The sequence below is a fragment of the Priestia sp. JSM ZJ58 genome (assembly GCF_044383985.1).
Taxonomy (GTDB): domain Bacteria; phylum Bacillota; class Bacilli; order Bacillales; family Bacillaceae_H; genus Priestia; species Priestia zanthoxyli.
The window spans coordinates 2,582,790-2,606,688 of the sequence record NZ_JBISEM010000001.1 but is presented as its reverse complement, the minus strand read 5'-3'; the positions used below and the strand labels follow the sequence as shown (position 1 = coordinate 2,606,688).

28 protein-coding genes and 1 riboswitch are annotated in these 23,899 nt (G+C 34.8%); of the genes, 23 read left to right on the top strand and 5 right to left on the bottom strand.

The window, feature by feature from the left end:
• The first annotated feature begins 4 nt into the window (after positions 1–4).
• Positions 5–685 (top strand): response regulator transcription factor, encoded by a 681-nt coding sequence (locus ACH6EI_RS13760; RefSeq protein ID WP_014460260.1) that lies wholly within the window; start codon positions 5–7, stop codon positions 683–685.
• Positions 682–1,758 (top strand): HAMP domain-containing sensor histidine kinase, encoded by a 1,077-nt coding sequence (locus ACH6EI_RS13755; RefSeq protein ID WP_108674665.1) that lies wholly within the window; start codon positions 682–684, stop codon positions 1,756–1,758. Before ACH6EI_RS13760 ends, ACH6EI_RS13755 begins: the two co-directional genes overlap by 4 nt.
• Here ACH6EI_RS13755 and ACH6EI_RS13750 read toward each other — a convergent pair.
• Positions 1,749–3,191, bottom strand: a complete 1,443-nt coding sequence (locus ACH6EI_RS13750) for an aminotransferase-like domain-containing protein (RefSeq protein ID WP_108674666.1) — start codon at positions 3,189–3,191, stop codon at positions 1,749–1,751. The two genes, ACH6EI_RS13755 and ACH6EI_RS13750, sit on opposite strands and share 10 nt — an antisense overlap.
• A gap of 103 nt (positions 3,192–3,294) precedes the next feature.
• Between ACH6EI_RS13750 and ACH6EI_RS13745 the strand changes: the two genes are divergently transcribed.
• The 4 genes from ACH6EI_RS13745 (at position 3,295) to ACH6EI_RS13730 (ending at position 5,367) form a co-directional block, all read left to right on the top strand.
• Positions 3,295–3,906 (top strand): LysE/ArgO family amino acid transporter, encoded by a 612-nt coding sequence (locus tag ACH6EI_RS13745; protein WP_108674667.1) that lies wholly within the window; start codon positions 3,295–3,297, stop codon positions 3,904–3,906.
• 58 nt (positions 3,907–3,964) lie between these two features.
• Positions 3,965–4,393: a metallothiol transferase FosB gene (fosB, locus tag ACH6EI_RS13740; protein WP_108674668.1), complete on the top strand. Its 429-nt coding sequence runs from the start codon at positions 3,965–3,967 to the stop codon at positions 4,391–4,393.
• Between the two features lie 115 nt (positions 4,394–4,508).
• Positions 4,509–4,706 (top strand): hypothetical protein, encoded by a 198-nt coding sequence (locus ACH6EI_RS13735; protein ID WP_014460254.1) that lies wholly within the window; start codon positions 4,509–4,511, stop codon positions 4,704–4,706.
• A 463-nt stretch (positions 4,707–5,169) separates the two neighbouring features.
• Complete coding sequence (locus ACH6EI_RS13730) at positions 5,170–5,367, top strand: hypothetical protein (RefSeq protein WP_108674669.1); 198 nt, start codon at positions 5,170–5,172, stop codon at positions 5,365–5,367.
• A gap of 64 nt (positions 5,368–5,431) precedes the next feature.
• Here ACH6EI_RS13730 and ACH6EI_RS13725 read toward each other — a convergent pair whose 3' ends face one another.
• The 3 genes from ACH6EI_RS13725 to ACH6EI_RS13715 form a co-directional block, all read right to left on the bottom strand.
• The gene (locus ACH6EI_RS13725; protein ID WP_014460251.1) at positions 5,432–6,217 is read right to left on the bottom strand and encodes a nucleotidyltransferase domain-containing protein; all 786 of its coding nucleotides are present in this window, start codon (positions 6,215–6,217) and stop codon (positions 5,432–5,434) included.
• 135 nt (positions 6,218–6,352) lie between these two features.
• Positions 6,353–6,823, bottom strand: a complete 471-nt coding sequence (locus ACH6EI_RS13720) for a DinB family protein (protein WP_014460250.1) — start codon at positions 6,821–6,823, stop codon at positions 6,353–6,355.
• Between the two features lie 15 nt (positions 6,824–6,838).
• Positions 6,839–8,392, bottom strand: coding sequence for an alpha/beta hydrolase (locus ACH6EI_RS13715; RefSeq protein ID WP_108674670.1), 1,554 nt, complete (start codon positions 8,390–8,392; stop codon positions 6,839–6,841).
• A gap of 226 nt (positions 8,393–8,618) precedes the next feature.
• Between ACH6EI_RS13715 and ACH6EI_RS13710 the strand changes: the two genes are divergently transcribed.
• Together ACH6EI_RS13710 and ACH6EI_RS13705 are read left to right on the top strand one after the other, a co-directional pair.
• Positions 8,619–8,762 carry an anti-repressor SinI family protein gene (locus ACH6EI_RS13710; RefSeq protein WP_108674671.1) on the top strand — a complete coding sequence of 48 codons (144 nt, stop codon included), beginning with the start codon at positions 8,619–8,621 and terminating at the stop codon, positions 8,760–8,762.
• Positions 8,763–9,075: 313 nt separating this feature from the next.
• The gene (locus tag ACH6EI_RS13705; RefSeq protein ID WP_048021114.1) at positions 9,076–9,408 is read left to right on the top strand and encodes a helix-turn-helix domain-containing protein; all 333 of its coding nucleotides are present in this window, start codon (positions 9,076–9,078) and stop codon (positions 9,406–9,408) included.
• A 343-nt stretch (positions 9,409–9,751) separates the two neighbouring features.
• Here the strand turns inward: ACH6EI_RS13705 and ACH6EI_RS13700 are convergent, their stop codons facing one another.
• On the bottom strand, positions 9,752–9,898 hold the full coding sequence (locus ACH6EI_RS13700; protein ID WP_226313291.1) for an anti-repressor SinI family protein: 147 nt from the start codon (positions 9,896–9,898) through the stop codon (positions 9,752–9,754).
• Between the two features lie 24 nt (positions 9,899–9,922).
• A riboswitch (cyclic di-GMP riboswitch) is annotated at positions 9,923–10,021 on the bottom strand.
• A gap of 682 nt (positions 10,022–10,703) precedes the next feature.
• On the opposite strand from ACH6EI_RS13700, the gene ACH6EI_RS13695 reads away from it, so the two are divergent.
• The 15 genes from ACH6EI_RS13695 (at position 10,704) to ACH6EI_RS13625 (ending at position 23,869) form a co-directional block, all read left to right on the top strand.
• Positions 10,704–11,432 carry a YveK family protein gene (locus ACH6EI_RS13695; protein ID WP_048021112.1) on the top strand — a complete coding sequence of 243 codons (729 nt, stop codon included), beginning with the start codon at positions 10,704–10,706 and terminating at the stop codon, positions 11,430–11,432.
• A complete protein-coding gene (locus tag ACH6EI_RS13690) occupies positions 11,419–12,069 on the top strand; it encodes a CpsD/CapB family tyrosine-protein kinase (RefSeq protein ID WP_108674672.1) in 651 nt (216 codons plus the stop codon). The genes ACH6EI_RS13695 and ACH6EI_RS13690 overlap by 14 nt, the downstream gene beginning before the upstream one ends.
• Before the next feature lie 280 nt (positions 12,070–12,349).
• A complete protein-coding gene (locus tag ACH6EI_RS13685) occupies positions 12,350–12,499 on the top strand; it encodes a hypothetical protein (protein ID WP_189643457.1) in 150 nt (49 codons plus the stop codon).
• A gap of 31 nt (positions 12,500–12,530) precedes the next feature.
• Positions 12,531–14,363, top strand: a complete 1,833-nt coding sequence (locus ACH6EI_RS13680) for a polysaccharide biosynthesis protein (protein WP_048021108.1) — start codon at positions 12,531–12,533, stop codon at positions 14,361–14,363.
• A gap of 39 nt (positions 14,364–14,402) precedes the next feature.
• Positions 14,403–15,566 carry a glycosyltransferase family 4 protein gene (locus ACH6EI_RS13675; protein ID WP_108674673.1) on the top strand — a complete coding sequence of 388 codons (1,164 nt, stop codon included), beginning with the start codon at positions 14,403–14,405 and terminating at the stop codon, positions 15,564–15,566.
• A complete protein-coding gene (locus ACH6EI_RS13670; RefSeq protein WP_048021104.1) occupies positions 15,529–16,596 on the top strand; it encodes a glycosyltransferase in 1,068 nt (355 codons plus the stop codon). The genes ACH6EI_RS13675 and ACH6EI_RS13670 overlap by 38 nt, the downstream gene beginning before the upstream one ends.
• 11 nt (positions 16,597–16,607) lie before the next feature.
• Complete coding sequence (locus ACH6EI_RS13665; RefSeq protein ID WP_048021103.1) at positions 16,608–17,717, top strand: glycosyltransferase family 1 protein; 1,110 nt, start codon at positions 16,608–16,610, stop codon at positions 17,715–17,717.
• A 30-nt stretch (positions 17,718–17,747) separates the two neighbouring features.
• Positions 17,748–18,641 carry a glycosyltransferase family 2 protein gene (locus ACH6EI_RS13660; RefSeq protein WP_048021101.1) on the top strand — a complete coding sequence of 298 codons (894 nt, stop codon included), beginning with the start codon at positions 17,748–17,750 and terminating at the stop codon, positions 18,639–18,641.
• 44 nt (positions 18,642–18,685) lie between these two features.
• A complete protein-coding gene (locus ACH6EI_RS13655; RefSeq protein ID WP_108674674.1) occupies positions 18,686–19,765 on the top strand; it encodes an EpsG family protein in 1,080 nt (359 codons plus the stop codon).
• A gap of 19 nt (positions 19,766–19,784) precedes the next feature.
• Positions 19,785–20,867 (top strand): UDP-glucose 4-epimerase GalE, encoded by a 1,083-nt coding sequence (gene galE, locus ACH6EI_RS13650; RefSeq protein ID WP_108674675.1) that lies wholly within the window; start codon positions 19,785–19,787, stop codon positions 20,865–20,867.
• 12 nt (positions 20,868–20,879) lie between these two features.
• Complete coding sequence (locus ACH6EI_RS13645) at positions 20,880–21,029, top strand: YwzD family small protein (RefSeq protein WP_168760706.1); 150 nt, start codon at positions 20,880–20,882, stop codon at positions 21,027–21,029.
• 46 nt (positions 21,030–21,075) lie between these two features.
• Entirely contained in the window at positions 21,076–21,675 is a 600-nt protein-coding gene (locus tag ACH6EI_RS13640) for a sugar transferase (RefSeq protein ID WP_108674868.1), read from the top strand.
• 1 nt (position 21,676) lies between these two features.
• Complete coding sequence (locus ACH6EI_RS13635; RefSeq protein WP_108674676.1) at positions 21,677–22,300, top strand: acetyltransferase; 624 nt, start codon at positions 21,677–21,679, stop codon at positions 22,298–22,300.
• 31 nt (positions 22,301–22,331) lie between these two features.
• Entirely contained in the window at positions 22,332–23,504 is a 1,173-nt protein-coding gene (locus tag ACH6EI_RS13630; RefSeq protein WP_108674677.1) for a DegT/DnrJ/EryC1/StrS family aminotransferase, read from the top strand.
• 20 nt (positions 23,505–23,524) lie between these two features.
• Complete coding sequence (locus ACH6EI_RS13625) at positions 23,525–23,869, top strand: helix-turn-helix domain-containing protein (RefSeq protein WP_108674678.1); 345 nt, start codon at positions 23,525–23,527, stop codon at positions 23,867–23,869.
• Positions 23,870–23,899 lie beyond the last annotated feature (30 nt).

Here is a 23,899-nt window from a genome sequence, read left to right as displayed (position 1 = left end):
GTAAATGAAAGACAGAATTTTAATTATAGATGACGATGAGCAAATTCGTAATTTAATTGCTATTTACTTAGAAAATGAAGGATTTGAAGCGCTGAAAGTTTCTAATGCTGTATCTGGCTTAGCGCTTTTAGAGGAACAAGAAGTAGATTTAATTATATTAGATATTATGATGCCGCAGATGAATGGAATCGACGCTGCTTTTAAAATACGTGAAGAAAAAAATATGCCTATTATTATGCTTTCGGCTAAGTCAGAAGATATGGACAAAATTTCTGGTCTAACAGCAGGAGCAGATGATTACTTAACAAAACCATTTAACCCACTCGAACTCATCGCACGAGTGAAATCACAAATTAGACGCTATAAAAAATACAATGAACGCGCTGAGCGTGACGTTATTCAAATTGGCGATTTGGAAATTAACCGCAGTACTCGCCTTGTCTTTGTGCGCGGTCAAGAGATTCGTTTAACACCAAAAGAGTTTGATATTTTAGAGCTGCTTGCACGCCATAAGGGAACGGTAATGAGTATGGGGAAAATATATGAAGCCGTGTGGCAAGAAGACGCGTTTAAATCCGATAATACTGTAATGGTCCATATCACAAAAATCCGTGAAAAAATTGAGGATGATCCGAAAAAGCCTATTTATATTAAAACCATATGGGGCGTAGGATACAGGATATGAGAAAATTAAGTGTAAAGCTTCTTTTCGCTGTGATTATAAGCTTTTTGGTCACCAATTTAACTTTTATTTTAATTGCTAGGCTTGTTTTAAGCAGGTATATACAAGAAGAGAAAATGAATGTTTCTGCATATAACCTATTGGCGTTTGGGCTTATTTCTATGGCGGTTGTGGTCTTTATTTTTGTTTTTTTAGTACTTATTCGTTCCCATATTCGTTACCTGAAAGAAATTTCCGAACAGGTTCAAAAAATATCAAATGGAGATTTAGGCGCAACCATCCATGTGCGAGGAAAAGATGAACTGGCTGAGCTAAGTCAAAATATTAACAAAATGTCTGCACAGCTTCGTACAAAGTTTGATCGGGAACGAGAAATCGAACAAGCAAAAAATGAGCTAATATCCAGCGTGTCTCACGATTTGCGTACGCCCTTAACGTCCATTGTGGGATACCTCGATTTAATCAAAAAAAGAGAAAATATGGACGATGAAACATTAGATAGCTATTTATATATTGTTGATTCAAAAGCAAATTATTTAACGGATTTAATAGACGAGTTGTTTGACTATACAAAATTAACGAGTCCGGATTTTCAGCTTCAGCGAAATGAGGTTGATATGAAACGTTTGCTTCAGCAGGTAATAGGAGAGTACGAGCCGATCTTAAAAAGAGAGGGCATTGATGTTCAGACTAACTTTGCTTGTGAATGGCATGCATTTATTGATGTAGAAAAAATGGTAAGAGTCTTTCAAAACTTGCTCGAAAATGCCAAGAAGTACAGCAAAAAGCCTTCCGTATTAGAGGTGAATCAGGAAATTGATGAGGATTCGTTGGTAATTTCCTTTAGGAACAGCATTAACATCAGTGAAAAAATTGAGGTAGAAAAGTTATTTGATCGATTTTATCGAGGTGATGAATCAAGAACGGACGCGAATGGTTCAGGTTTAGGGCTGGCTATTGCAAAACAAATCATTCAGCTGCATCAAGGGGAGATACGAGCAGAGCGTCAGCATAATAAGCTCACTTTTTTGATAAAGCTGCCGCTAACACAAGAAAGCCTTAAGAATCACTTGTAAAGATTCTTAAGGCTTTTTGCGACTATTTTGATGCCGTATTCAAATTCTGCAAGAGTTGCATAAGAAAAGGATATTCTGATATGCTGTGACGTTTCATGGTCATACAATGCGCCTGGATTTAAAAGAACTCCTTCGTGGAGACAGTGCTTAAATAATTTCCGCATCGAAATAGGCTTATGCAGCGTAAGCCAAAAATAAAAACCTCCGATCGGAGTATTCCACGTAGCAAGACTTTTTAAATGCTTCTCTAAAATAGCCTGTGTTTGCTGAGATTTTTCTTTTAATTTATAGCGTACGCTGGCAACGTGCTTGTCATAAATTCCGGTTTTTAGAGCTTCAGCAGCTGCCCATTGAGATAAGGAACTGGCTCCGTAGTCAACTTGCATTTTAAGGTCGGCCAATCGCTCAATTACATGTTCAGGCCCTACAATCCATCCAATTCGAAATCCCGGACTGAATGTTTTAGAGAGCGTTCCTAAATAAAGAACCATTCCGTTTTTATCTCGAGCTTTTAATGAAAGCGGAGGGGGTGAATGAAACCAAAGCTCTCCGTAAGCATCATCTTCAATAATAGGCAAATGCATCATTTCACACCGATGAAGTAGCTCTTGACGCCTTTGTTCGCTCATCGTCACATTGGTCGGGTTATGAAAGTTGGGTATCGTATATAAGACTGCGCCTTTTTCTTTTTCATGCTGGTCTTTTAATGAAGATAATTGAATTCCTTCTTTATCTAATGAAACGCCCGTTATTTTCATTTGTGCGGACTGAAACAATGGCAGAGAATAAAGATAAGATGGCTTTTCAGCTAAAATATTGGCACCTGGAGGCAGCAGGCCGATTGAAATTAATTGAAGCGCTTGAAGTGAACCAGATACAATTAAAATAGATGAAGGAGACGTTTCAATGCCTCGTTTTTTTACATGCTTCGCTAATTCTTGTCGCAGTTCACCGTTACCTTTTGGGTGCTCGTACCCCAAGTGTACGCTTCTATGTTTCATTCCGCTAAACAGCTCGGAAAGCTGATCAGAAGGGAGCAGGTCAGGTGCTAACTCTCCAGTTCCTAAACGAATAATGCCCCTTTGAAATTCAGCTTCATTAATACGGCGGATAGTTGGAGAATTTGGTTGGTATATTCCTGCTTCTACATACGAATTCCAGTTCATCTGAGAGGCTGATGCTAGTAAGCTCCACGTATTGTTAATGACCTTAGTGCCACCGCCTTTGTTTCCACTGAGAAGTCCTTCCGCAATTAAGTTTTCGGTTGCCGTCACCACCGTGCTTCTATTTACAGAAAAGGCAGCAGCCAAATGGCGCTGCGAAGGAATTTTAGTTCCAATAGGCCATTCTCCATTTGTGATTTTTTCTGTCATATACTCTTGGATTTGTTTGTGCATTGGCTTTTTATCAGCCGGATTTGGAGTCCAATTCATGTGAGACCACCTTTTTGTAATTTGGTTGGTATTATAAATCAAAACTTGGATGGAGACAACAGGGGATGTCAATTGTAAGATGAAAGAGAAAGGAGAGAGTAACATGTTTACAGTGGTTATACACGCTTTGTTGTTAGCATTCGGTTTGATTTTACCTTTAGGAGTACAAAATGTGTTTGTTTTTAACCAAGGAGCAAATCAACGAACGATCAAACAGGCGCTTCCCGTAGTGGTGACGGCTTCTGTTTGTGATACGATTTTAATTCTAGTAGCAGTGCTGGGAGTTTCAGCGGTAGCCGCTGCTTTTTCATTTTTTCAAACGCTTATTTTTGGAATAGGTATTCTTTTTTTAGCGTATATGGGCTTTGTGACGTGGAAGAGTGAACCTTCAAAAACGTCATTAAAGGAAGGGATGACGCTAAAAGCACAAATTTTATTTGCTGCTTCTGTATCTCTGCTAAATCCCCACGCGCTGATGGATATTATGGGCGTAATCGGAACAAATTCTCTACTATACAGCGGAAAAGAAAAATGGGTTTTTACGCTGGTGACGATATCCGTTTCGTGGATATGGTTTTTATCCTTAGCTTTTGCAGGAAAAGCAGTAGGAAAAATGGATTCAAATGGGAAAATAATGATTTGGGTCAATAAGGCTTCTGCATGTATGATTTGGGGAGTAGCTCTTTACATGGCAAAAAGTATGTTTTTTCAGTAAAATAGATGCTAAAAGGAAAGTTATGTAATACTTTTTTTCTAGAAAGCGAGGGGTAAAGATGATTCAAGGAATTAATCATATGTGCTTTTCTGTGTCAAATTTAGAACAATCTATCACATTTTATCAGAAAGTGCTAGGAGCGGAACTTTTAGTAAAAGGAAAGTCCACCGCTTACTTTAGTCTAAATGGATTGTGGCTGGCGTTAAACGAAGAAAAAAATATTCCTAGATCAGAAATTCAGTATTCGTATACTCATTTAGCATTTTCTATTTCCATTAAAAGCTTTGACGAGGCAAAAGAGCTGTTAAAACAGCATAATGTAAATATCTTACCTGGAAGAAATCGTGACGAGAGAGACAAAAAATCTATTTATTTTACGGATCCAGATGGGCATAAATTTGAATTTCATACCGGTACGCTCCAAGACCGTTTAGCGTATTACCAAGAAGAAAAGCCTCATATGACATTTTATTCGCCAAAAGAGTAGTACTAAAATAGTTATATAAGGTTACAGTTTTATTACATTCGCATTCCTCGCTCAGTTATCATTAAATAAACGATGCTGTTGTGATATAATGGAAAAAAAGTGAGGAGGAGGAAGAATGTATACCGCAAAACAGGTGAAGTTTGGTTCGCATATTGTGATAGGCGTACTTTTCGGCATCCTAGCTGCAATGTTAATCGGCACTTTTTATCAAAATGTATCAGGTGTATTACCGTACGGTATGATTAGCGGACTTGCAGTAGGATTCTTAGCAGATACATATTATACAATTAAAACAAAAATAAAGGTTATCTAATATAGTGTAGTACTATTCTCAGGAGAAATAAAAGATTCCTCTTGAAAATAGTACTATTTTTATGAAGAAAATGGTTAATTTCCACTTTAGAAAAACAAGTCAGTTTACTACAAAAATTGCAAATTTATTATTTTGAATCAGAACTAGTAGGATGAAACATAAAAAATTATAATCAGATTTGTTGAAAATTAACTTAAAAATTATTAATGTAATTTTCTGAAACTTTTCTTCGTACTAAAACGTATAGTAAGTATAGGGAATGTTAATTTAAATTCCTTTTTGCGGAAAAACGTTTAATATGAAGTCAAATTATCTGTTAGTTCTGTTTTGTTTAAAAGAATGTGGAGGGGATAGTTATTAAAAAAATTGCGATTTTACTTGTTGGAGGGCTTTTATCCTGCGGAGGATATATGCTGTATTACGCAACGCTAGGTGAACTAAAGAAGAAAAAGGGGGTATTAAGATGACAATGTGGTTGTGGGCAGGCGGATGTATAGTGTTTTTGTTAGCAATGGGTTACATTGCAGATCGTGTAGCAATAAGGAGAAACATTGAATTTAGTCCAGAGAATGGAATTAAAAATGCTACAGATGCAGAACAAATATATGTGGAGAACTATTTGAATGAAACAAAAAATACGAATAATAATATACCGCTTTAATAGATATAAATAAAAGGCTTATCCGCTGCTAATTGCATTAGGGATAAGCCTTTTTGTTTTATACTTAGTTCCAAACTTCGTCTAAAGTATCTCTAAACAATTGATCTAATTCATATGTAGGGTCATCTAATTCTACAGATAAAGTTCGGACGTATTTGTCTAAACGGTGAATTTCTAAGTTTAAAAATTCATTAATAACATTAATGCGTGGTTCTAAATCTAACTCATCACCACTAATTTTCCGCTTTAACAGCTTGCTAACTTCTTTTTTTAATTCTCCTTCTGGTAACAGTTTCTCTAAGAGAATAGGGAATTCTAGCGGAGGAAATTCGTTATATTGTTCAATCCACTTAGCAGCTAACACAGGTCTTAAAACGTAAAAATATTTTTTGATTTTTACTTCATCACCTTGCAAATACTCTCTAAAGTTATTTCTAGCCATATTTAAATAGTGGTATATACAAGAAGTAGGAGTAAAGATGTTAGAATGTAGTTCTTTCATTTTATCAAATGTTGAATACGCCTTGTAATATACAATGTTTGATTGCATCCATTCTAGTAAAGGTGGGTTTGATTTTCTAAAAAGTTTTAATGTCTTGGTTAAGTCCCAGCCGCTAACATCTAACAGGTCATTAATAGGTAGCTCTATTACATCTCGCTTTTTACCTACACCGATTGGATCAATGCTTAAATACTTATTTTTCTTATGAATATAAATAAATCTAACATCATAATCACTATCTTTAGATGGAAAGTCCCATGCTCTACTTCCAGATTCACAAGCGTATAATATCTTCACGTCGTAATCTTCTTCAATTTTCTTTAAAGCTGCAACAATTGTTTCTTTCATAAGCCAACCTCTTTTTCTTTTAATGCTTTCTATATACAAATTATATTTCATAATGGATGGAAAATGGTAAATAACTAAAAGAAGCTTCCTTTAGGCCTCTAAAAAGCTAAGGAAATATTGAAAGTGAAAATTATATCACTCAAAAAGCACGACATCCAATTGGTTTCTGCGGTAACAGGTTAGAAGCGTATACAATTCTGCACGGTGATGATATAAATGAGACTGAATTTCAAGCAGCCATTCAAAGTGCGTATACGTACATCCCCAATAGGATGTCTGCAGTGAAAATAGCTTTTGTTCGTCAAAAGAAGAGTAGTCTGCTTTTAGCTGGTTAAAACCATCTATTAAAGCTGTTTTGAGTTCAAGGTTTGTATAAGCTGGATGCTGCAGATAAAAGTCATTCATTTTATCTGCAGAGTAGCCTAAGGAAATATAATAGTCTGCACTACAAATGAGACATAAATGCTGCAGCAGTTCTTGAATAGACCGCTTGTGAGGGAGGGGACGATAGGCAAGCTCTTCTTCTGTAACCTCATCAATGATTGCGGTTAGAGAATGGATGTTGACGTGTATCTGATTAAACACCATCTCACAGTACGAATTCATGTATTCACATCCTTTTTATTCAACTAAATACCGCATTTTTTGATCCAGCCAGTACTCTGATTTTTCATTGTTATCGAGCTTGATATAGCAATCGACAATTTCATCATAAATGAATTCCTTTTCTTCTACTAAATCAATAAATTTAATAAGTAAAAATACGGCTTTTGAAACTTTTCCATTTTCACAAAGCCATTCTTTCATCCATATTAATAGATCAAGAAGAATAATCTCTATTTTCACTCGGATATCAAGGAACCAATCGTCATAAATCGTTGTTAAATAATGAGGAACTAATTGATGCAGTCGCTGTTCAGCTTCCTTGAATTTCAGCGCCGGGTCAGACTGTTCGGTTATCCACTGAAGGTCAGTTAGTAAATCTAATCCATCGCTTGACACATCTGCATTTAAAGAAATGAGCTGCCTGTTAACAAGTAAAACCGGCTCTGAATTTTCTGCGTTCAATAATTTTTTTAAATGAGACAAGTAGACGCGTAAATTCTTTTTGGCGTTGCTTAAAGGCATTTCGGGCCACAGCGCTTCGCATAGCTGTTCTCTGCTGATAGAATGGTGAAAAATAAGATATAGTAAAATTTCTTGAGCAAAGCGCTTATTCCAGCCTTCTGTAATAAGCTGACCATTTACATAGACGGAAAAAGAGTACAAGAAATCTACTTTAAGAGAGGGTGTGTGGGCATGGAAGTCTTTTTGTATGTCTATAGCCGTATCACTTTCCCAGTTTTTTAGTATTTTCATAGAATCATTCTTTAAAGAAGGGAGCTGGTATGTATTACTTTTAATAAAATCTACGACAATTTCTCTGAATAAAGCTGTTTTTTCTTTTACTAGAAACAAAGAATGTGCGTTAGGTATGGTCATATGACTGTAGTTTTTTAAAAACATCGTTTTTGAAATCAGATACTGAGATGAAAACAACAAATCATTTTGGCCAGATAAAGTGAGTACAGGAAGTGAAATGCTGCTCAGCTCTTGAAATAGATTGGCTGTAATAGAAAGTTTAACGAAGTGGAAATATACATTAGGATCCATTTTTTTAAGTCTTTCAATCAGCTGTTGTATATTTGCATGTTCAATACTTTCTAGTCTGCCTAATTCGAAAATTTTTTCTACGGGTATTTGATTTTTGCTTTCTTCGTTGTAACATCTCTTAATCTTTTGAATGGTGCTATCTGAATAAAAAGGAAGAGACAATAGTATCAGTCCTTCAACAAGAAATTCATAGCGTGCAGCAAATTTAACAGCGATTTGTCCTCCAAATCCCACTCCAACTAAGTAGCACTTCTTTATATTTAACGTATGTAATAAGAGGAAAAGATCTTCAATATGAGCCTCAAACGATAACTCCCCTGTAGCAGAGGTGCTCTGTCCTGTCTCTCTCAAATCGTATTGAATAACACGGTAATGTTGGGTTAATTCCGCAGTAATAGAATCAAAAAGCGTATGATCAGTGACACAAGAATGAACCATAACAACGGTTTCTGTCTTGTCAGTGAACACGGGCGAATGAATTTCATAGTAAATTTTTTCTGTCGCCGTATGCAGAAAAGGCATAAAAGCAATCCTCCTAGTATCTAACTGTAGCGTTTGTGTAACGGTAAAATCATTATGATAGGAATAGACAAAAATTTCAAAAAAATTGGTGCTTTTAGTAATAAAAAATGTCTAATACTCTTGCAATGTCCATTATACTGTAAAAAAACAGGGAAAAATAGGTATTTTTTATTTGGTCATTTTTTTAGAAAGCGTTATCAAATTTAAAATGAAGGGGACTGGAATGATGAGCGCAAATGATAAAAGTACTGTTGATTTGGAATGGGTTCATTTAATGCTAGAAGCGCAAAATCAAGGGGTTAGCATACAAGAAGTTAAAGAATTTATCTCTAATCCAAACCAATTCAATAAGAAAGAATATAATAAATAAGAACCTTTTGTGAAGTAAAGAAGAATCTGATACAGGGAAGATAGCTTAACTAAATTCCTTTTTATCATTTTAGCACAGGAAGTGAATAATCATTTTTTATAAAACTTATAACGCGTAAAAAAATCACCATATAATTACAATCGATTGAACGGCTTGGCTGTACAAAACATGACATCTTATTTTGAATACATAATAAGGTTATTTCAATCCATATAAGCAGTTTTTCATAGCCCAGCGATTTTAATTTGTTATAGGATTTAGTATAGAACTGTGGTACAATTATCCTTATAAGCATTTATTAAGGGTGATAAATATGACAATTGGTCAACGTATCCGGGAACTTCGAAAGAAACAAGGAATATCATTAACTGAGCTTGCTAACCGTGCTGGAGTAGCTAAGTCTTATATTTCCTCTGTCGAAAGAGATATTCAGTTAAACCCCTCTATTCAATTTCTAAATAAGATTGCAGCTTCTTTACATGTCAGTGTAGATAAGTTAATTCATGATTCTTCCGAGAGTGATAGCTCAACCTCTATAGATAATGAATGGTTAGATTTAGCAAAAGAAGCGGCTGAATCTGGTATAAGCAAAGAGCAATTCAAACAGTTTCTTGAATTCCAAAAGTGGCAGCGTTCAAATCAATGAATTCAAGAGCATTTGGTTTAAAGGGCAGTAGAAACTGATTAATTGTAGCTGCCCCTAAAGGTCTTAAATGTTCTTGATTGTTACTAAAAAAGTTATTGTCAAGTAAAATTAAAATAATTCCTTCGCTTAGTTCAACGTTTTAAGAGGCAGCGGCTTTTAAAATCATCTTTTTCCCTTCCTATTCTAACTGTATGTTACAAATTTTTCCTTTTATTTTGATGGCAGTAAACAACCCTTAAAGTATAGCGTCTACAAACAAATTCACTCTTTTAATAGTTCTCAGCTCAAAAAAAAGAATCTAATCCCTATGTGAATTAAATCCCTTGTGTCCTCTTTTTTCCTTTTAGCGAGGTTTATTATAAGCGATAAATCTTCTTACTTCTTCAATACAGATCCCCATTTTATAAGCAGTATCCATAAGCTCAACCCATTCTTTATCTAGCTTCTCTACCTTTTTATTTTCTTCCATAACGTTAGTACGATTCAGCATTATTCTACCTCCAACTTTTCTCTATCAGGTAACCCGGCTATCATAGTCTTTTATATTTTTTGCCATGACTTTAGACCCGCAGCTTTGCGTCGTGCTCTTTCAAACAGTTTGCTCTTTTCTGAATCATTTGTATTACGAACATTTTACTGCAAGAAAATACCTGAATGTGTCATAATTTGTCGGTTTTATAATAATTAGAATAAAAATGTGGTTAAGTTTTACAACTAAGGATGAAGTATAATTTATTAGAGTGGACACTTAGGCAATATTTTAAAGGATGGATGGTAGCTGTATAAACTTCACTTCTTTATTGTATTTATAGAAAAGTATTTAAAGAGCTATAAAATATTAAAAGAAAGAGACTTTCTAAATCAAACATCTGAAATGCATAACTACCTACTATAAAGCTATTCATATTTATAATTAATACTTCTAGTCACTTATCTGAACTCGGAACTTATAAAGAAGGTGAGATAAGTGATAATTCAACTTCTTTAACGGTATTATTTTATGAGTTTACTTAGTTATTAACTCAATAGAATTTGTTCTTTATAAAAAACAATAAAGATTTATATTTTATATCAGAAATTCAAAAGGACTATGGGTACATATTTAGACTTTGTAGTTTAAATTAATATTGACTTGTTCTTTATAAAGAATTAAAATGAGGTAGAAGCTAATAACTAGAGTTTGGAGCGCATACGAAAATAAGGAGTTAAGTAAAAGTGGTTTTTTGTTCGTTATAAAGAATTTTAGTTTTTGATATCAAGAACATTAAAAAATAATTGAAGCAAAGGTGGTTCTAATGAGTACACTGCAAGAAAAGAATTTTCTCCACCAACAAAAGGGTAAAGACATTAATTTAAAAGAATACTATGAAGTCATTAAAAAACGTATTTGGCTTATCATTATCGTTACTATCTTTACTACACTGGCTGGCTTTTTTTATAGTCATCAGAATAATACTACAGTATATTATCAAGCTTCGACCAGAGTGGTTGTAGATGTAGATACCCAGAAAATGAGTACGCTTCTAGTAATGGTTAAAGATCCGATCGTGATGGGAAAGGTAACAAAACAGTTGAATTTAGAGCAGCCTGCAGAAGCCACAGCAGGTCAAGTCCAGGCGGCAAGCCTTGATGGATCACAAATCATTAGTCTTTCTGCAACAAGTACGGATCCCACAACTGCTGTTAAAATCGCCAATTCAACAGCTGAAGTATTTAAAGAAGAAGTAGGGAATATTCTAGGTATTAAAGGAGTCCAATTATTATCTCCAGCAAAGAACTCTTCTCCTATTGATGGAAATCAAAATCGCACCATCATGCTCGCTTTGATTGCAGGTATTATAATAGGACTTGGGCTTACTTTCTTGCTAGATTCTTTAGATGGAAGAGTAAAAAAAGACAGTGAAGTGGAACAATTATTAGGTGTACCGGTAATAGGAACAATTTCGAGCATGAATAAACAAAAATTAAAATTATCTGCTAAAACAGACGTAGAATTAAGGAGTGAGACCATTGGCAGTAAGTAAAAAATCTAAAGTGAAAACACCAATCCTCTTTACCCACTCTCATCCTAATTCTATTATTTCAGATCAATTTCGTGCAATTAGAGCAAACGTTCATTTTTTAACAAAGGAAAAAACGTGCAAGCTTTTTCTTATTACTTCTCCTGAAACGGGAGAAGGAAAATCAACTACGGCAGCTAATCTCGCTGTTTCCATGGCCCAAAAAAAAGAGAAAATCCTATTAATTGATGCGAATTTAAGAGATCCAGCAATTCAAGATATTTTCGATATACCAAACAATGGGGGATTAATAGATATACTAGAATCTGAAGAACCTTTCGAAGAAGTTGTACATCAAACAAGAGTAGAGAATTTAGATATATTAACGTGCGGCTCTTTTTCAAAACACTTTGGAGAGTTATTGGGAAATAAAAAGATGAAAAATTTGTTGGCTAAATTGTCTGCTTGCTATGATGTTGTACTAATTGATTCTCCTTCTGTATTAATGTCTCCTGAAACAAGTTTATTATCAACGTACTGTGACGGAGTAATATTAATCTTGAAGCGAGGCAACACAAAGGTGGAGAAAATAAAAGAAGCGAAAAAAGTTCTAGATATTGCCGGAGCTAAAATAGTAGGCGCAGTTATGAATGAAAAATAAAAATATTTTTTTATATCTTAGCTCTCAATAAAGAACATTATTGTTCTTTAAAAAGACATTTAACAAAATAGGTTGGCGATGCCTACTTGCCGTTATCAATGCAGGCACTCGATCATGCTGTGGGTTGAAAGAAACCTTAGACGCAAGTCGTCAAAAGTGTGGTGTGAGGCTGGGTTAAATGCCCATTTCAATTTTTATAAAGCTTTTATGTATACGATTTTACAAAAAACGTATACATAAGGGCTTTATTATTTTTATAGTGAAGGAGATGTAAAGTGCAATGGGGAGTTTTGATAATTATCCAAAATCTATTAAAAAAGTTGTTGGGTACATTAAGCAAGATGCATCTAAAGAGCAGCAGATTGGAATAGGGGAATTTTTGAATAGTACGATTCAAAAAAGGATAAAGGCTCTTGAAGTAGACAACTAACAAATTATCAACTAAAGAAAGGAGAACGTGTATGACTTATCGACAAAGGTTGTCTTTATTTATTGTAGTTGATTCTTGTATTGTGATGTTAGCTATTTTTATGAGCCGCTTTCTTGTAGATGCGAGTATTTACGTAATTACTTTTCCTGTTATTGTAAGTTCACTTGCGTTTTTGTTGAGTCATCATTTTTTCTCGATTAGGTTTAAACTTTATAAAAAATCTTGGGAATATGCAAGTATTGGAGAACTAGTCATCATTTTTAAAGTTGTCTCTTATTCTATTCTCTGTGCTGCCATCATTCAGCAACTGGTTTTTAAAGAAACATTTTTTAGACTGTTAGCCGTGACATGGCTGCTGCATATGTTATTAATGGGGGGATCACGATTCGTGTGGAGAATGTATCGGGATTCTATTATAAACAAATCAAGCAATAAAAAAAGAACGTTAATCATTGGCGCTGGATCTGCAGGTACTATGGTAGCTAGGCAGCTTTTAAAGAAAAATGGAAGCAATCTTCTTCCTATTGGTTTTATCGATGACAACATAAAAAAGCATCACCTTGATATCTTAGGTATTCCTGTCCTAGGTGGAGCAGAGAAAATAGAAGAAACTGTTGAAAAATTCGCCATTGAAAATATTATTATTTCCATTCCTTCCCTTAGTAAAAAGGAATTAAATATCATCTTTCAGGAATGTGCTAAGACAAAAGCTAGAACTCAAACCTTGCCTATGCTTGAGCATCTTGTTACAGGGAAAATTTCAGTAAATCAGTTTCGAGATGTGCAAGTAGAAGACCTTTTGGGAAGAGACCCTGTGGAAATGGATGTTGAAAGTATCTCCGGTTATGTTACGAATAAAGTAATTTTAGTGACGGGAGCTGGCGGATCAATTGGGTCAGAAATTTCCAGACAAATCTCAAAATTCAGTCCAAAAAAGCTTATTTTACTTGGTCACGGTGAAAACAGCATTTATTCCATTGAAATGGAACTGAAAAATATGTTTAAAGAGACAAACATTGAATTTACAACAGAGATTGCCGATTTACAAGATGCTAAGAGGATGATGTCGGTAATGAATGTACATAGTCCAGACGTGGTATATCACGCTGCAGCTCATAAGCACGTGCCGCTAATGGAGCGTAATCCAGAAGAGGCTGTTAAAAATAATATAATTGGAACCATGAATGTTGCAAAGGCAGCGAGCTGGCATGGTGTAGGAACTTTTGTCATGATTTCTAGTGATAAAGCAGTGAATCCCACAAGTGTGATGGGTGCAACGAAAAGACTGGCAGAAATGATTATTCAAGGAATGGATGCACATAGCGCTACAAAATTCGTTGCAGTCCGATTTGGTAATGTGTTGGGAAGTCGAGGAAGTGTCATTCCGTTATTTAAAAAACAAATTGAAAAAGGAGGACCGGTAACCGTAACTCATCCGGATATGGTTCGCTACTTTATGACAATCCCGGAAGCATCAAGACTTGTTATTCAAGCTGGAGCGTTAGCTGGCGGAGGAGAAATTTTTGTTTTAGATATGGGAGAACCAATAAAAATAGTAGATCTTGCTAAAAATTTAATAAAGCTATCTGGAAATTCCATCGACGAAATTGGCTTAAAATATACCGGTATGAGGCCAGGTGAAAAGCTTTTTGAAGAATTGTTGAAAGAAGATGAAATTCATGAACAGCAAGTATATCCAAAAATCTATGTTGGAAAAACAGCAAAACTATATGTAGAAGAAATTAATGAGGTTATTGCAACATATGAGACGATGGATAAAGAATCTTTAAGGGAAACGTTATTAAGTTTGGCAAATAATAATCTAACTTCGGCTTCTAAAAAAATTGTCTCTGTTTCAAGTTAAAGAAAAGAAGTTGAAACGTTATACAGATGGGTGGTATAGGTGACTAAAAAAGTATTGTTTTGTGCAACCGTAGACTTTCATTTTAAAGCGTTTCATTTGCCTTATATCGAATGGTTTAAGGAACAAGGATGGGAGGTTCATGTAGCTGCAAGCGGGAATATGGAGCTTCCTTATGTTGATAAAAAATATAACCTTCCAATTCAAAGATCACCCTTTCACACGGCAAATATGAAAGCTTATAAGGAATTAAAAGCAGTTATAGATCATAATAAATACAATCTTATTCACTGTCATACTCCAATGGGGGGAGTGATAGCGCGTTTAGCAGCACGGCAAGCAAGAAAAAAAGGAACGGCCGTTATTTATACTGCTCATGGTTTTCACTTTTGTAAAGGAGCACCTTTTGTGAATTGGCTGTTATATTATCCGATAGAAAAGATACTTGCCCGTTATACAGACTGCTTAATTACAATCAATCAAGAAGATTACCAATTGGCAACTAAGCGTTTTAAAGCTAAGCATATTGAGCACGTGCACGGAGTAGGAATTGACACAGACAAATTTAAGCCCGTAAATGAAAAGGAAAAAATTCAGCTTAAAAAATCATTTGGGTATCAGCCAAATGATTTTTTACTATTTTACGCAGCCGAGTTTAATAAAAATAAAAACCAGCAGCTTCTTATTCAGTCGCTAGCACTTATAAAAGATAAAATTCCGCAGACAAAACTTCTTTTAGCAGGTAAAGGACCTTTGCTGGAAAAATGCCGAGAACTAGCAGCAGACTTAGAAATTTCTCATATGGTGGACTTTTTGGGTTATCGAAACGACCTTGATCAAATTGTTCCAATGTGTGACGTGGCAGTGGCATCAAGTTTTCGTGAAGGGCTGCCTGTGAATATTATGGAAGCTATGGCTTGTGGTTTACCTGTAGTGGCATGTTCAAATAGAGGACATATAGAGCTCATACAAGATGGTGAAAATGGATATATAGTACCAGCAAATGAATATCAAACTTTTTCTTTTAGACTGTTAGAAATATATCGATCAAAAGAACTTTATAGAAAAATGTCAATGGAAGGTAAGAGAAGGGCACAGAATTTTTCTCTAAACGAAGTGAAAAAAGAGTTAAACAATATTTATTTGAGATATGCGGCGGAGGAAATAAATGAATCCAAGGGTAAGTATAATTGTACCTATATATAATATGGAAAATTATTTAAACAGATGTTTAGATAGTTTATTAATACAAAGTCTTAAAGAAATTGAAATTATCGCAGTTAATGATGGTTCGACAGACTCTACTCTCCCAATTCTTAATGAGTATACCAAGAAAGACTATCGTATTAAAATAATTAATACGAATAATATGGGAGTATCATCTGCTAGGAACGAAGGAATAAAAGCTGCTACCGGAGATTTTATAGGTTTTGTAGATCCAGATGATTGGGTAGAGCCCAAGATGTACGAAACCATGTACAATACAGCAATCAAAGATAAAATAGATATTGTAATGTGCACATATACTCGTGAATTTGGTACTCATTCAAAGGAAAAAATATTTAACTTGCCCAATAAAGTTACCTATGAGAATGAAGAAGTTAAATTGAATGTGATGAGGAGATTAGTAGGGCCTTTAAATCAAGAAGTCGCAAATCCAGAATTGTTGGATGCATGGGGGACTGTGTGGTCAAAGCTATATCGTGCAGATATTATCAAGCAAAATAACCTTACATTTGTTGACCTCAAGCAGATCGGCACAAACGAAGATACATTGTTTAACATCCAAGTAGTGTATTACGCCAATTCTTTCGTTTTTTTAAACAACCCTTTTTATCATTATTGGCGAGCAAACAATTCTTCTGTAACAACAGGTTTTAAGCCGAATTTACTGGAGCAGTGGTTTAATCTCTATAAAATAATTGAGATGTTTTTAAAAAGTAAAAATATGAAAGAGGAGTATTATCTTGCTTTGAATAATCGAATTTGCTTAAATACACTAGGCCTTGGTTTGAATACAATCAGCAAAAGTAACGAGTTATCCGGTTTGTTAAAAATAAAGTATATAAAATCCTTCTTAAACGACTATCGAATAAAACGCTCATTTAGTCAATTTCAACTGTCGCACTTTCCAATCATTTGGAAGGTGTTTTATTACTGCGCAAAAATGCGTATTTCAATAGGTTTTTATATATTATTAGTTTCAATAGAGACCCTTAGGAAGGCTGTTAGATAGGAGTGAAGATTTTGAAACCAATTCGGATCCTGCAAGTAGTGACCATCATGAACCGTGGTGGACTTGAAACGATGTTAATGAACTATTACCGGGAAATGGATCGAAGTAAAATACAGTTTGATTTTATGGTCCATCGTATGGAAGAAGGACATTATGATGAGGAGATTAAAAAACTTGGAGGAAATATTTTTCGAATGCCCCCAATAAGACCTGGTAACTACCGCAAATACTTTAAGCACTTAAATGAGTTCTTTATAAATCATAACGAGTATAAAGTAGTACATTCACATATTAATGAAAACAGTAGCTTTGTATTAAGAGCAGCAAAAAGAGTCGGAGTTCCTTGCAGAATTGCACATAGTCATTTAAGTGATTTAGGAATTGATTTTAAGTTGCCTTTTCGTTTATACGCTAGGTATTCAATGAAAAATTATCCTAATAGTTATTTTGCTTGTTCAGTAAAGGCAGGTCAATGGTTATTTAATAATAGGTCTACAAGTACTAAGGAAGTGATCGTCCTAAATAATGCTGTGAATACTAAAGAGTTTAGATATAACGAAAATATGCGAAATGATATTAGAAATGAGCTTGGCATTGATAAAAGTCAACTTGTTATCGGGCATATTGGCAGGTTTAATAAGCAAAAAAACCATGAGTACTTAATTGATATATTCCATGCTGTTTACAAACAAAGACCTAATTCGATATTAACGCTAGTTGGAGATGGAGACTTACGCCAGGGTATTGAAAGGAAAGTTAAGAGCTTAGGTCTCTCAGCTAATGTTAAATTTTTAGGCGTTCGAAATGATATTTCAAACTTAATGCAAGCAATGGATTTATTTTTGTTTCCTTCCTTATTTGAAGGACTTCCGGTTGTATTGGTTGAAGCACAAGCGGCAGGTTTACAGTGCATTGTTTCAGACACAATTACGGTCGAATCAAACATAACAGGAAATGTAGAATATATAAGCTTAGGAGAACCCACTGAAACTTGGGCAGATAAAATTCTGTCCGCATCGTATGAACATAAGGACACTTCAAGAATACTAAATGAGCAAGGGTATGATACTAAAACAATGTCTAAGTGGCTGATGGAATATTATAGAGAACATGCGCTGTGAGTGTATGAAGAAATTAGGAGGGAAAGAAAAATGGTTCCTACTTTAACGGTGTTTACTCCAACCTACAACAGAGCTTATACCCTTCATTTATGTTATGAAAGTTTAATAAGACAAACATGTCGAGACTTTGTATGGTTAATCATTGACGATGGATCAAGTGATAATACGAAAGAATTGGTAGAAAGTTGGATGAAGGATAATAAAATATCGATTAGATATTACTATCAACAAAATCAAGGAATGCACGGAGCTCACAACGCAGCATATGAGCTTATCGATACCGAATTAAATGTTTGTATAGACTCAGATGACTATATGCCAGACGATGCTATTGAAAAGATCACAAACTTTTGGAGTAAACATGGCAGTGAAAAATTTAGTGGAATTATTGGCTTAGATTCTTATAACGATGGTGCAATAGTAGGTACAAGTTTGCCAAAAGATATTAAACATTCTACATTGTTCGATTTATATAACAAACACGGGGTGAAGGGTGATAAAAAACTAGTTTATCGAACTACATTAACAAAACCATATCCATACCCATTATTTCAAAATGAAAGATATGTGGGGTTAGCCTATAAGTATCATATGATTGATAAGCAATATGAACTGCTACTCATGAATGAAGTACTATGCTGTGTAGAATATCTACCAGATGGATCATCACTTAATATGCTAAATCAATATCGTAAAAATCCTCGCGGTTTTGCTTTTTATCGTAAAGAATTGATGAGCTTACCTTTTGGAAGTATGTTATTTAAATTTAAGCAAGCTGTTCATTATGTATCAAGTAGTTTTATAAGTAAAAATTGGCTGTTTTTAAAAGAAACACCTAGTAAAAGTTTAACAATTTTAGCGATGCCTTTAGGGATAGCATTATATTTCTATATCACGGCAAAAACAAAGTCCATTAAAATTTAATTGGTTTAACAACTTCTGTTTTTGTCTTTGAGAGGGTACATAATATGACTTTCCTTTGGATTAACCTTTTTTTAGTATTTATATTTTCTTTTTTTGGAAGATACTTTGGGAATACTGTTATAACAAATATTTCAACAGTGTCTATAAAGCCTAAAAAGATGCTTACCTTTATTGCATTAGTATCTTTAGTTTTGTTATCAGGCCTTAGAAACAACATAGGCGATACTTTCGCTTACATGCATTCTTATGAAACAAACGATTATACATGGGATTCTATTAAAAATGGGAAAGATATAGGTTTTGGAATTCTCCAAATATTGTTACAAAAAATATCAGAAGATCCACAGATATTGGTTTTTACTACTGCCTTAATAACTAACGTTCTTGTTGTGTTCGTTTTATATAGATATTCGCGAATGTTTGAGTTAAGTCTGTATATATATATAACGGGTGGGTTATTTTTAGTCACAATGAACGGGATTAGACAAACTTTAGCAGCAGCGATTATATTTACAGCAACAAAATTTTTAATAGAAGGAAATTGGAAAAGTTATTTCTTAGTTGTTGTTTTTGCATCCTTTTTTCATCAAAGTGCCCTTATATTAATTCCAATTTACTTTATTGTTAGAAGTAAGGCATGGTCTAAAGCTACGGTTGTTCTCATAGCTTTAGCCATTATAATTGTTTTAGGGTTTAATCAATTTTCAACACTGTTGTTTTCGGCTATTCAAGATACGCAGTACAGTGATTATCAAAATGTTAACGAAGGTGGAGCTAATATTCTGAGAGTAGCAGTGAACGCTGGGCCTTTACTCATTGCTTTTTTAGGACGAGATAAATTAAGAAGAATATTTCCTAACAGCGATTCTATTATCAATATGGCTTTAATTGGCTGCGTGTTTATGTTAATTTCTACTCAAAATTGGATTTTCGCAAGGTTTTGGATTTATTTTAATTTATATCAATTAATTGTGATTTCATGGATTGTAAAGCTATTTCGAGAAAAAGATGAAAAACTTATCTACTATGCCATCTTGGTTCTTTACTTTATCTATTACTATTACGAAAATGTAATTAGCTTAGGAATATTTTATAAAAGTGATTATTTGAATTTAATTCCCTAAAAATTGGAGGAATGAATGAATGGCGGTTCTTGTTACAGGAGGAGCAGGTTATATTGGAAGTCATACGTGCGTAGAGCTGTTAAATGCAGGTCATGAAGTCGTGGTTGTAGATAACTTTTTCAACAGCAAACTTGAATCATTAAAACGTGTATCTGACATAACGGGAAAAACATTTAAAACGTATAACGTGGATTTACTCAATCAAAAAGGGCTTGAAAGAGTATTTTCTGAAAATAAGATTGAGTCAGTTATTCACTTTGCAGGGCTTAAAGCTGTAGGTGAATCTGTATCTTTTCCTCTTTGGTACTATCATAATAACCTTACGGGTACGTTTGTACTGTGTGAACTGATGAAAAAATACGGAGTGAAAAAACTAGTATTTAGTTCTTCAGCAACCGTTTATGGATCAACGGATCAAGTTCCTATATCCGAAGACGTTCCATTAGGAGCTGTAAATCCATACGGAAAAACGAAGCAGATAATAGAAGAGATATTAGGAGATTTATATATTTCCGATGAGGCATGGAGTATTACTCTTTTACGATATTTTAATCCCATTGGGGCTCATGAAAGCGGGTTGATTGGAGAAGATCCAAATGGTATTCCAAACAACTTAATGCCATATATTTCGCAAGTAGCAGTTGGTAAATTACAGAGCCTTAATATATTTGGGAGTGATTATTCAACAAAAGATGGAACAGGAGTTAGAGACTACATTCATGTTGTTGACCTAGCCAAAGGGCACTTAAAAGCTTTAGAGAAAGTACAGTCATCAAAAGGTGTGAATGTTTACAACCTTGGGACAGGAAAAGGCTATAGTGTATTAGAAATGGTTAAAGCATTTGAAGCGGCTTCTGGGAAAAAAGTTTCTTATACCTTTACGGATCGACGATCAGGAGATGCAGCCATTTGTTTTGCAGATGTTTCAAAAGCAAAAAATGAGCTTGGCTGGGTTGCCGCTAAAGGAATTAATGAAATGTGCCAAGATACCTGGAGGTGGCAGAAAAATAATCCAGATGGATATGTTGAAGATCATGACAACTTAATCGAACATAATTTTCCGGTGCTTGCTTCTGCAGCGGGTTTTTTAGTGTCTAATTAAGGAGAAATCTCGATGAATATATCTAATATCCTTACTGAAAAAAAGCTGCAGGAAATTCTAATCCGTTTTTATGAAAAAGGCAATCAATCTCATGATATTAAACCAACCGATATTGTAAATGAGATTAAACAAACGATTTTAACTGTTAATTCTTCTGATTAGCTAAATAAGCAAAGTAAGAAATAAAAAGAAATAGAGGGTATGCATGATGAAACGAATAATGGATTTAGTCATTTCATTGACTCTATTAATATTATTGTCTCCTGTTATTTTGTCCACTGCCATATTGGTTAGAGTAAAGATGGGTGCGCCTGTTTTGTTTAAACAGCAGCGTCCTGGGAAAGATAGTAACCCATTTTACCTTTATAAATTTCGTACAATGGCTAATTTAAAAGACAAGCAAGGAAACCTGCTATCTGATCAAGCCCGTTTAACAACAGCCGGACAGTTTCTGAGAAAGTATAGCTTAGACGAACTTCCACAGCTTATTAATGTAGTAAAAGGAGATATGAGTTTAGTCGGACCAAGACCATTATTGATGGAGTATTTGCCTCTTTATACAGAAGAACAAATGCTTAGACATAATGTAAGACCAGGAATTACCGGGTGGGCTCAAGTAAACGGCAGAAATGCAATTACATGGGAAGAAAAATTCCACATGGATACTTGGTATGTAAGGAACCAAACCATATTTCTTGATTTTAAAGTCTTAATTCTAACGGTTCTTAAAGTTGCGAAAAAAGAAGGTGTTACTCAGCAAGGGCATGTAACGATAGAAAAATTCAAAGGAACGAAAGACGTGATATAACTTGAAAGTTATCGTAATAGGTAATGGCGGACATAGTAAGGTCATTCAAGAAATGATCTCTTCTTTACGAAATTACGAAATTATCGTTATTTTAGATGATAAATATAAAGAAAAAAAAGAAAGAAATGGAATTACGTATGCGCCTTTTTCGTCTCTAAATAAGCTACTTGATACAGATGTAAAAGTTGTGATTGCAATCGGCAGCAATACAGTAAGAAAAAGGCTAGTGGAAACATTAAATTTACGAACAGACCAGTATTTATCGGTTATCCATCCAACGGCAGTTGTAAGTTCAACAGCTATGATTGGAAATGGAACTGTTGTAATGCCGAATGCGGTGATTAATGCAGATGCGGAAATTGGAGAGCATTCCATTATTAACACCGGAGCCATTGTTGAACATGAAAATAAACTTGCAAATTATGTCCACATCTCGCCTAACGCTACCTTAACAGGAAATGTTTCGCTAGGTGAAGGTGTACATATAGGAGCATCCGCTACTGTTATTCCAGGAATAGAAATTGGTGAGTGGTCGGTGATTGGAGCCGGTTCAACTGTCATCCATCATATTTCTTCTAGTTGCAAAGCGGTAGGATCTCCAGCCAGAGTTATTTATAGCGATTAAACAGAATAAGTAGAAAAGGTGATGACTTTTAATGACTAATTCCAAAATATATCTTTCCCCTCCTCATATGAGCGGAGATGAGAAAAGATATATAGATGAAGCATTTGAAACTAATTGGATTGCGCCACTAGGGACAAATGTAGATGCTTTTGAAAAAGAACTTGCTTCTTATGTAGGGGTTAGTGAAGCGGTTGCAGTAAGTTCAGGAACTGCAGCGATTCATTTGGCCCTTTCTTTATTGGAAGTGACAAAAGGAGATATCGTATTTTGTTCGACTCTTACCTTTGTAGCAAGTGCAAATCCCGTTATTTACCAAGGTGCAGATCCTGTATTCATTGATTCAGAGCCAGAAACATGGAATATGTCACCCGAGGCATTAAAAAGAGCGTTACAGGATGCTTTTATACAAGGAAAGCTTCCCAAAGCAGTGATTGTCGTAAATTTATATGGTCAAAGCGCAAAAATGGATCAAATTCTTTCACTGTGTAATCAATATAACGTTCCTGTCATTGAAGACGCGGCTGAATCACTAGGGTCTACTTATAAAGGAAAAGCAAGCGGTAGTTTTGGTAAGTTCGGCGTATACTCTTTTAACGGAAATAAAATTATCACGACATCTGGCGGAGGAATGCTTGTTTCTAATGATATAGACGCGTTACAAAAAGCGCGCTTTTTAGCAACGCAAGCACGTGACTCTGCTCCTCACTATCAGCATAGTCAGCTTGGGTATAATTATCGAATGAGTAATATTCTCGCAGGAGTCGGAAGGGCACAGTTACAAGTGTTAGAGAACAGAGTAGAAACACGAAGAAAAATTTTCGAGCGTTATTATCAAGAATTATCTGGTTTATCAGGTATTGCATTCATGCCCGAGCTATCAAACACGAAAACAAATCGTTGGCTTACTGTTTTAACTGTTAATGAAAAAGAAGCAGGAACATCTGCAGCAGAGCTGGTACAAGCGTTCACGGAACAAGATATTGAAGCGCGCCCGGTATGGAAGCCCCTCCATATGCAGCCTCTTTTTAAAGGAGCACGTTACTATTCCCATGATGAAAATAAAGACGTAGCCCAACAGCTATTTAAAACCGGCATCTGTCTTCCATCAGGTTCAAGTATGACGGAAGATGAACAAAATAAAGTCATTAAATGCCTAAAAAAAGGATTAGGAGTCTTAAATAAAGAAGGAATCGTCCAATATTAGAAAATATGAGGTAAGGATGAATGATTGGAGACAAAATTCATAAAATCCGCAAAAAAAAGGGACTTACATTATCTGAACTGGCTGAAAGAGCTAATATGTCCAAGTCGTATTTAAGTAATATCGAGCGTAATCTAAATGATAATCCTTCTATTCAAGTAGTTGAAAGAATTGCGGCTGTTTTAAATGTAGATTTACATACACTTATCGAAATTAAGCATGAACCCTCACATTTTTTAGAAAGTGAATGGCTTCATTTCGTAAACGAATTAAAAAAACTGGGGGTTAGAAAAGAACAGCTTTCAGAGTATAAAGCTATTATTGAATTTATAAAATGGCAGAATAATAATGTGGAAAATAAAAGATAGAATATACCAGCACTTATTATTTTTTGAAAA

What these genes read in the sequence shown, in the direction of transcription:
- ACH6EI_RS13670 (WP_048021104.1), top strand. Translation starts at nt 15,529, where the DNA reads ATGAATCCAAGGGTAAGTATAATTGTACCTATATATAATATGGAAAAT.
- ACH6EI_RS13685 (WP_189643457.1), top strand. Translation starts at nt 12,350, where the DNA reads ATGGGGAGTTTTGATAATTATCCAAAATCTATTAAAAAAGTTGTTGGG.
- ACH6EI_RS13625 (WP_108674678.1), top strand. Translation starts at nt 23,525, where the DNA reads ATGATTGGAGACAAAATTCATAAAATCCGCAAAAAAAAGGGACTTACA.
- ACH6EI_RS13745 (WP_108674667.1), top strand. Translation starts at nt 3,295, where the DNA reads ATGTTTACAGTGGTTATACACGCTTTGTTGTTAGCATTCGGTTTGATT.
- ACH6EI_RS13630 (WP_108674677.1), top strand. Translation starts at nt 22,332, where the DNA reads ATGACTAATTCCAAAATATATCTTTCCCCTCCTCATATGAGCGGAGAT.
- ACH6EI_RS13655 (WP_108674674.1), top strand. Translation starts at nt 18,686, where the DNA reads ATGACTTTCCTTTGGATTAACCTTTTTTTAGTATTTATATTTTCTTTT.
- ACH6EI_RS13725 (WP_014460251.1), bottom strand. Translation starts at nt 6,217, where the DNA reads ATGAAAGAAACAATTGTTGCAGCTTTAAAGAAAATTGAAGAAGATTAC.
- ACH6EI_RS13700 (WP_226313291.1), bottom strand. Translation starts at nt 9,898, where the DNA reads ATGCTGAATCGTACTAACGTTATGGAAGAAAATAAAAAGGTAGAGAAG.
- fosB (WP_108674668.1), top strand. Translation starts at nt 3,965, where the DNA reads ATGATTCAAGGAATTAATCATATGTGCTTTTCTGTGTCAAATTTAGAA.
- ACH6EI_RS13645 (WP_168760706.1), top strand. Translation starts at nt 20,880, where the DNA reads ATGAATATATCTAATATCCTTACTGAAAAAAAGCTGCAGGAAATTCTA.
- ACH6EI_RS13750 (WP_108674666.1), bottom strand. Translation starts at nt 3,191, where the DNA reads ATGAATTGGACTCCAAATCCGGCTGATAAAAAGCCAATGCACAAACAA.
- ACH6EI_RS13695 (WP_048021112.1), top strand. Translation starts at nt 10,704, where the DNA reads ATGAGTACACTGCAAGAAAAGAATTTTCTCCACCAACAAAAGGGTAAA.
- ACH6EI_RS13660 (WP_048021101.1), top strand. Translation starts at nt 17,748, where the DNA reads ATGGTTCCTACTTTAACGGTGTTTACTCCAACCTACAACAGAGCTTAT.
- ACH6EI_RS13715 (WP_108674670.1), bottom strand. Translation starts at nt 8,392, where the DNA reads ATGCCTTTTCTGCATACGGCGACAGAAAAAATTTACTATGAAATTCAT.
- ACH6EI_RS13760 (WP_014460260.1), top strand. Translation starts at nt 5, where the DNA reads ATGAAAGACAGAATTTTAATTATAGATGACGATGAGCAAATTCGTAAT.
- ACH6EI_RS13640 (WP_108674868.1), top strand. Translation starts at nt 21,076, where the DNA reads ATGAAACGAATAATGGATTTAGTCATTTCATTGACTCTATTAATATTA.
- ACH6EI_RS13680 (WP_048021108.1), top strand. Translation starts at nt 12,531, where the DNA reads ATGACTTATCGACAAAGGTTGTCTTTATTTATTGTAGTTGATTCTTGT.
- ACH6EI_RS13720 (WP_014460250.1), bottom strand. Translation starts at nt 6,823, where the DNA reads ATGAATTCGTACTGTGAGATGGTGTTTAATCAGATACACGTCAACATC.
- ACH6EI_RS13735 (WP_014460254.1), top strand. Translation starts at nt 4,509, where the DNA reads ATGTATACCGCAAAACAGGTGAAGTTTGGTTCGCATATTGTGATAGGC.
- galE (WP_108674675.1), top strand. Translation starts at nt 19,785, where the DNA reads ATGGCGGTTCTTGTTACAGGAGGAGCAGGTTATATTGGAAGTCATACG.
- ACH6EI_RS13755 (WP_108674665.1), top strand. Translation starts at nt 682, where the DNA reads ATGAGAAAATTAAGTGTAAAGCTTCTTTTCGCTGTGATTATAAGCTTT.
- ACH6EI_RS13710 (WP_108674671.1), top strand. Translation starts at nt 8,619, where the DNA reads ATGAGCGCAAATGATAAAAGTACTGTTGATTTGGAATGGGTTCATTTA.
- ACH6EI_RS13705 (WP_048021114.1), top strand. Translation starts at nt 9,076, where the DNA reads ATGACAATTGGTCAACGTATCCGGGAACTTCGAAAGAAACAAGGAATA.
- ACH6EI_RS13730 (WP_108674669.1), top strand. Translation starts at nt 5,170, where the DNA reads ATGACAATGTGGTTGTGGGCAGGCGGATGTATAGTGTTTTTGTTAGCA.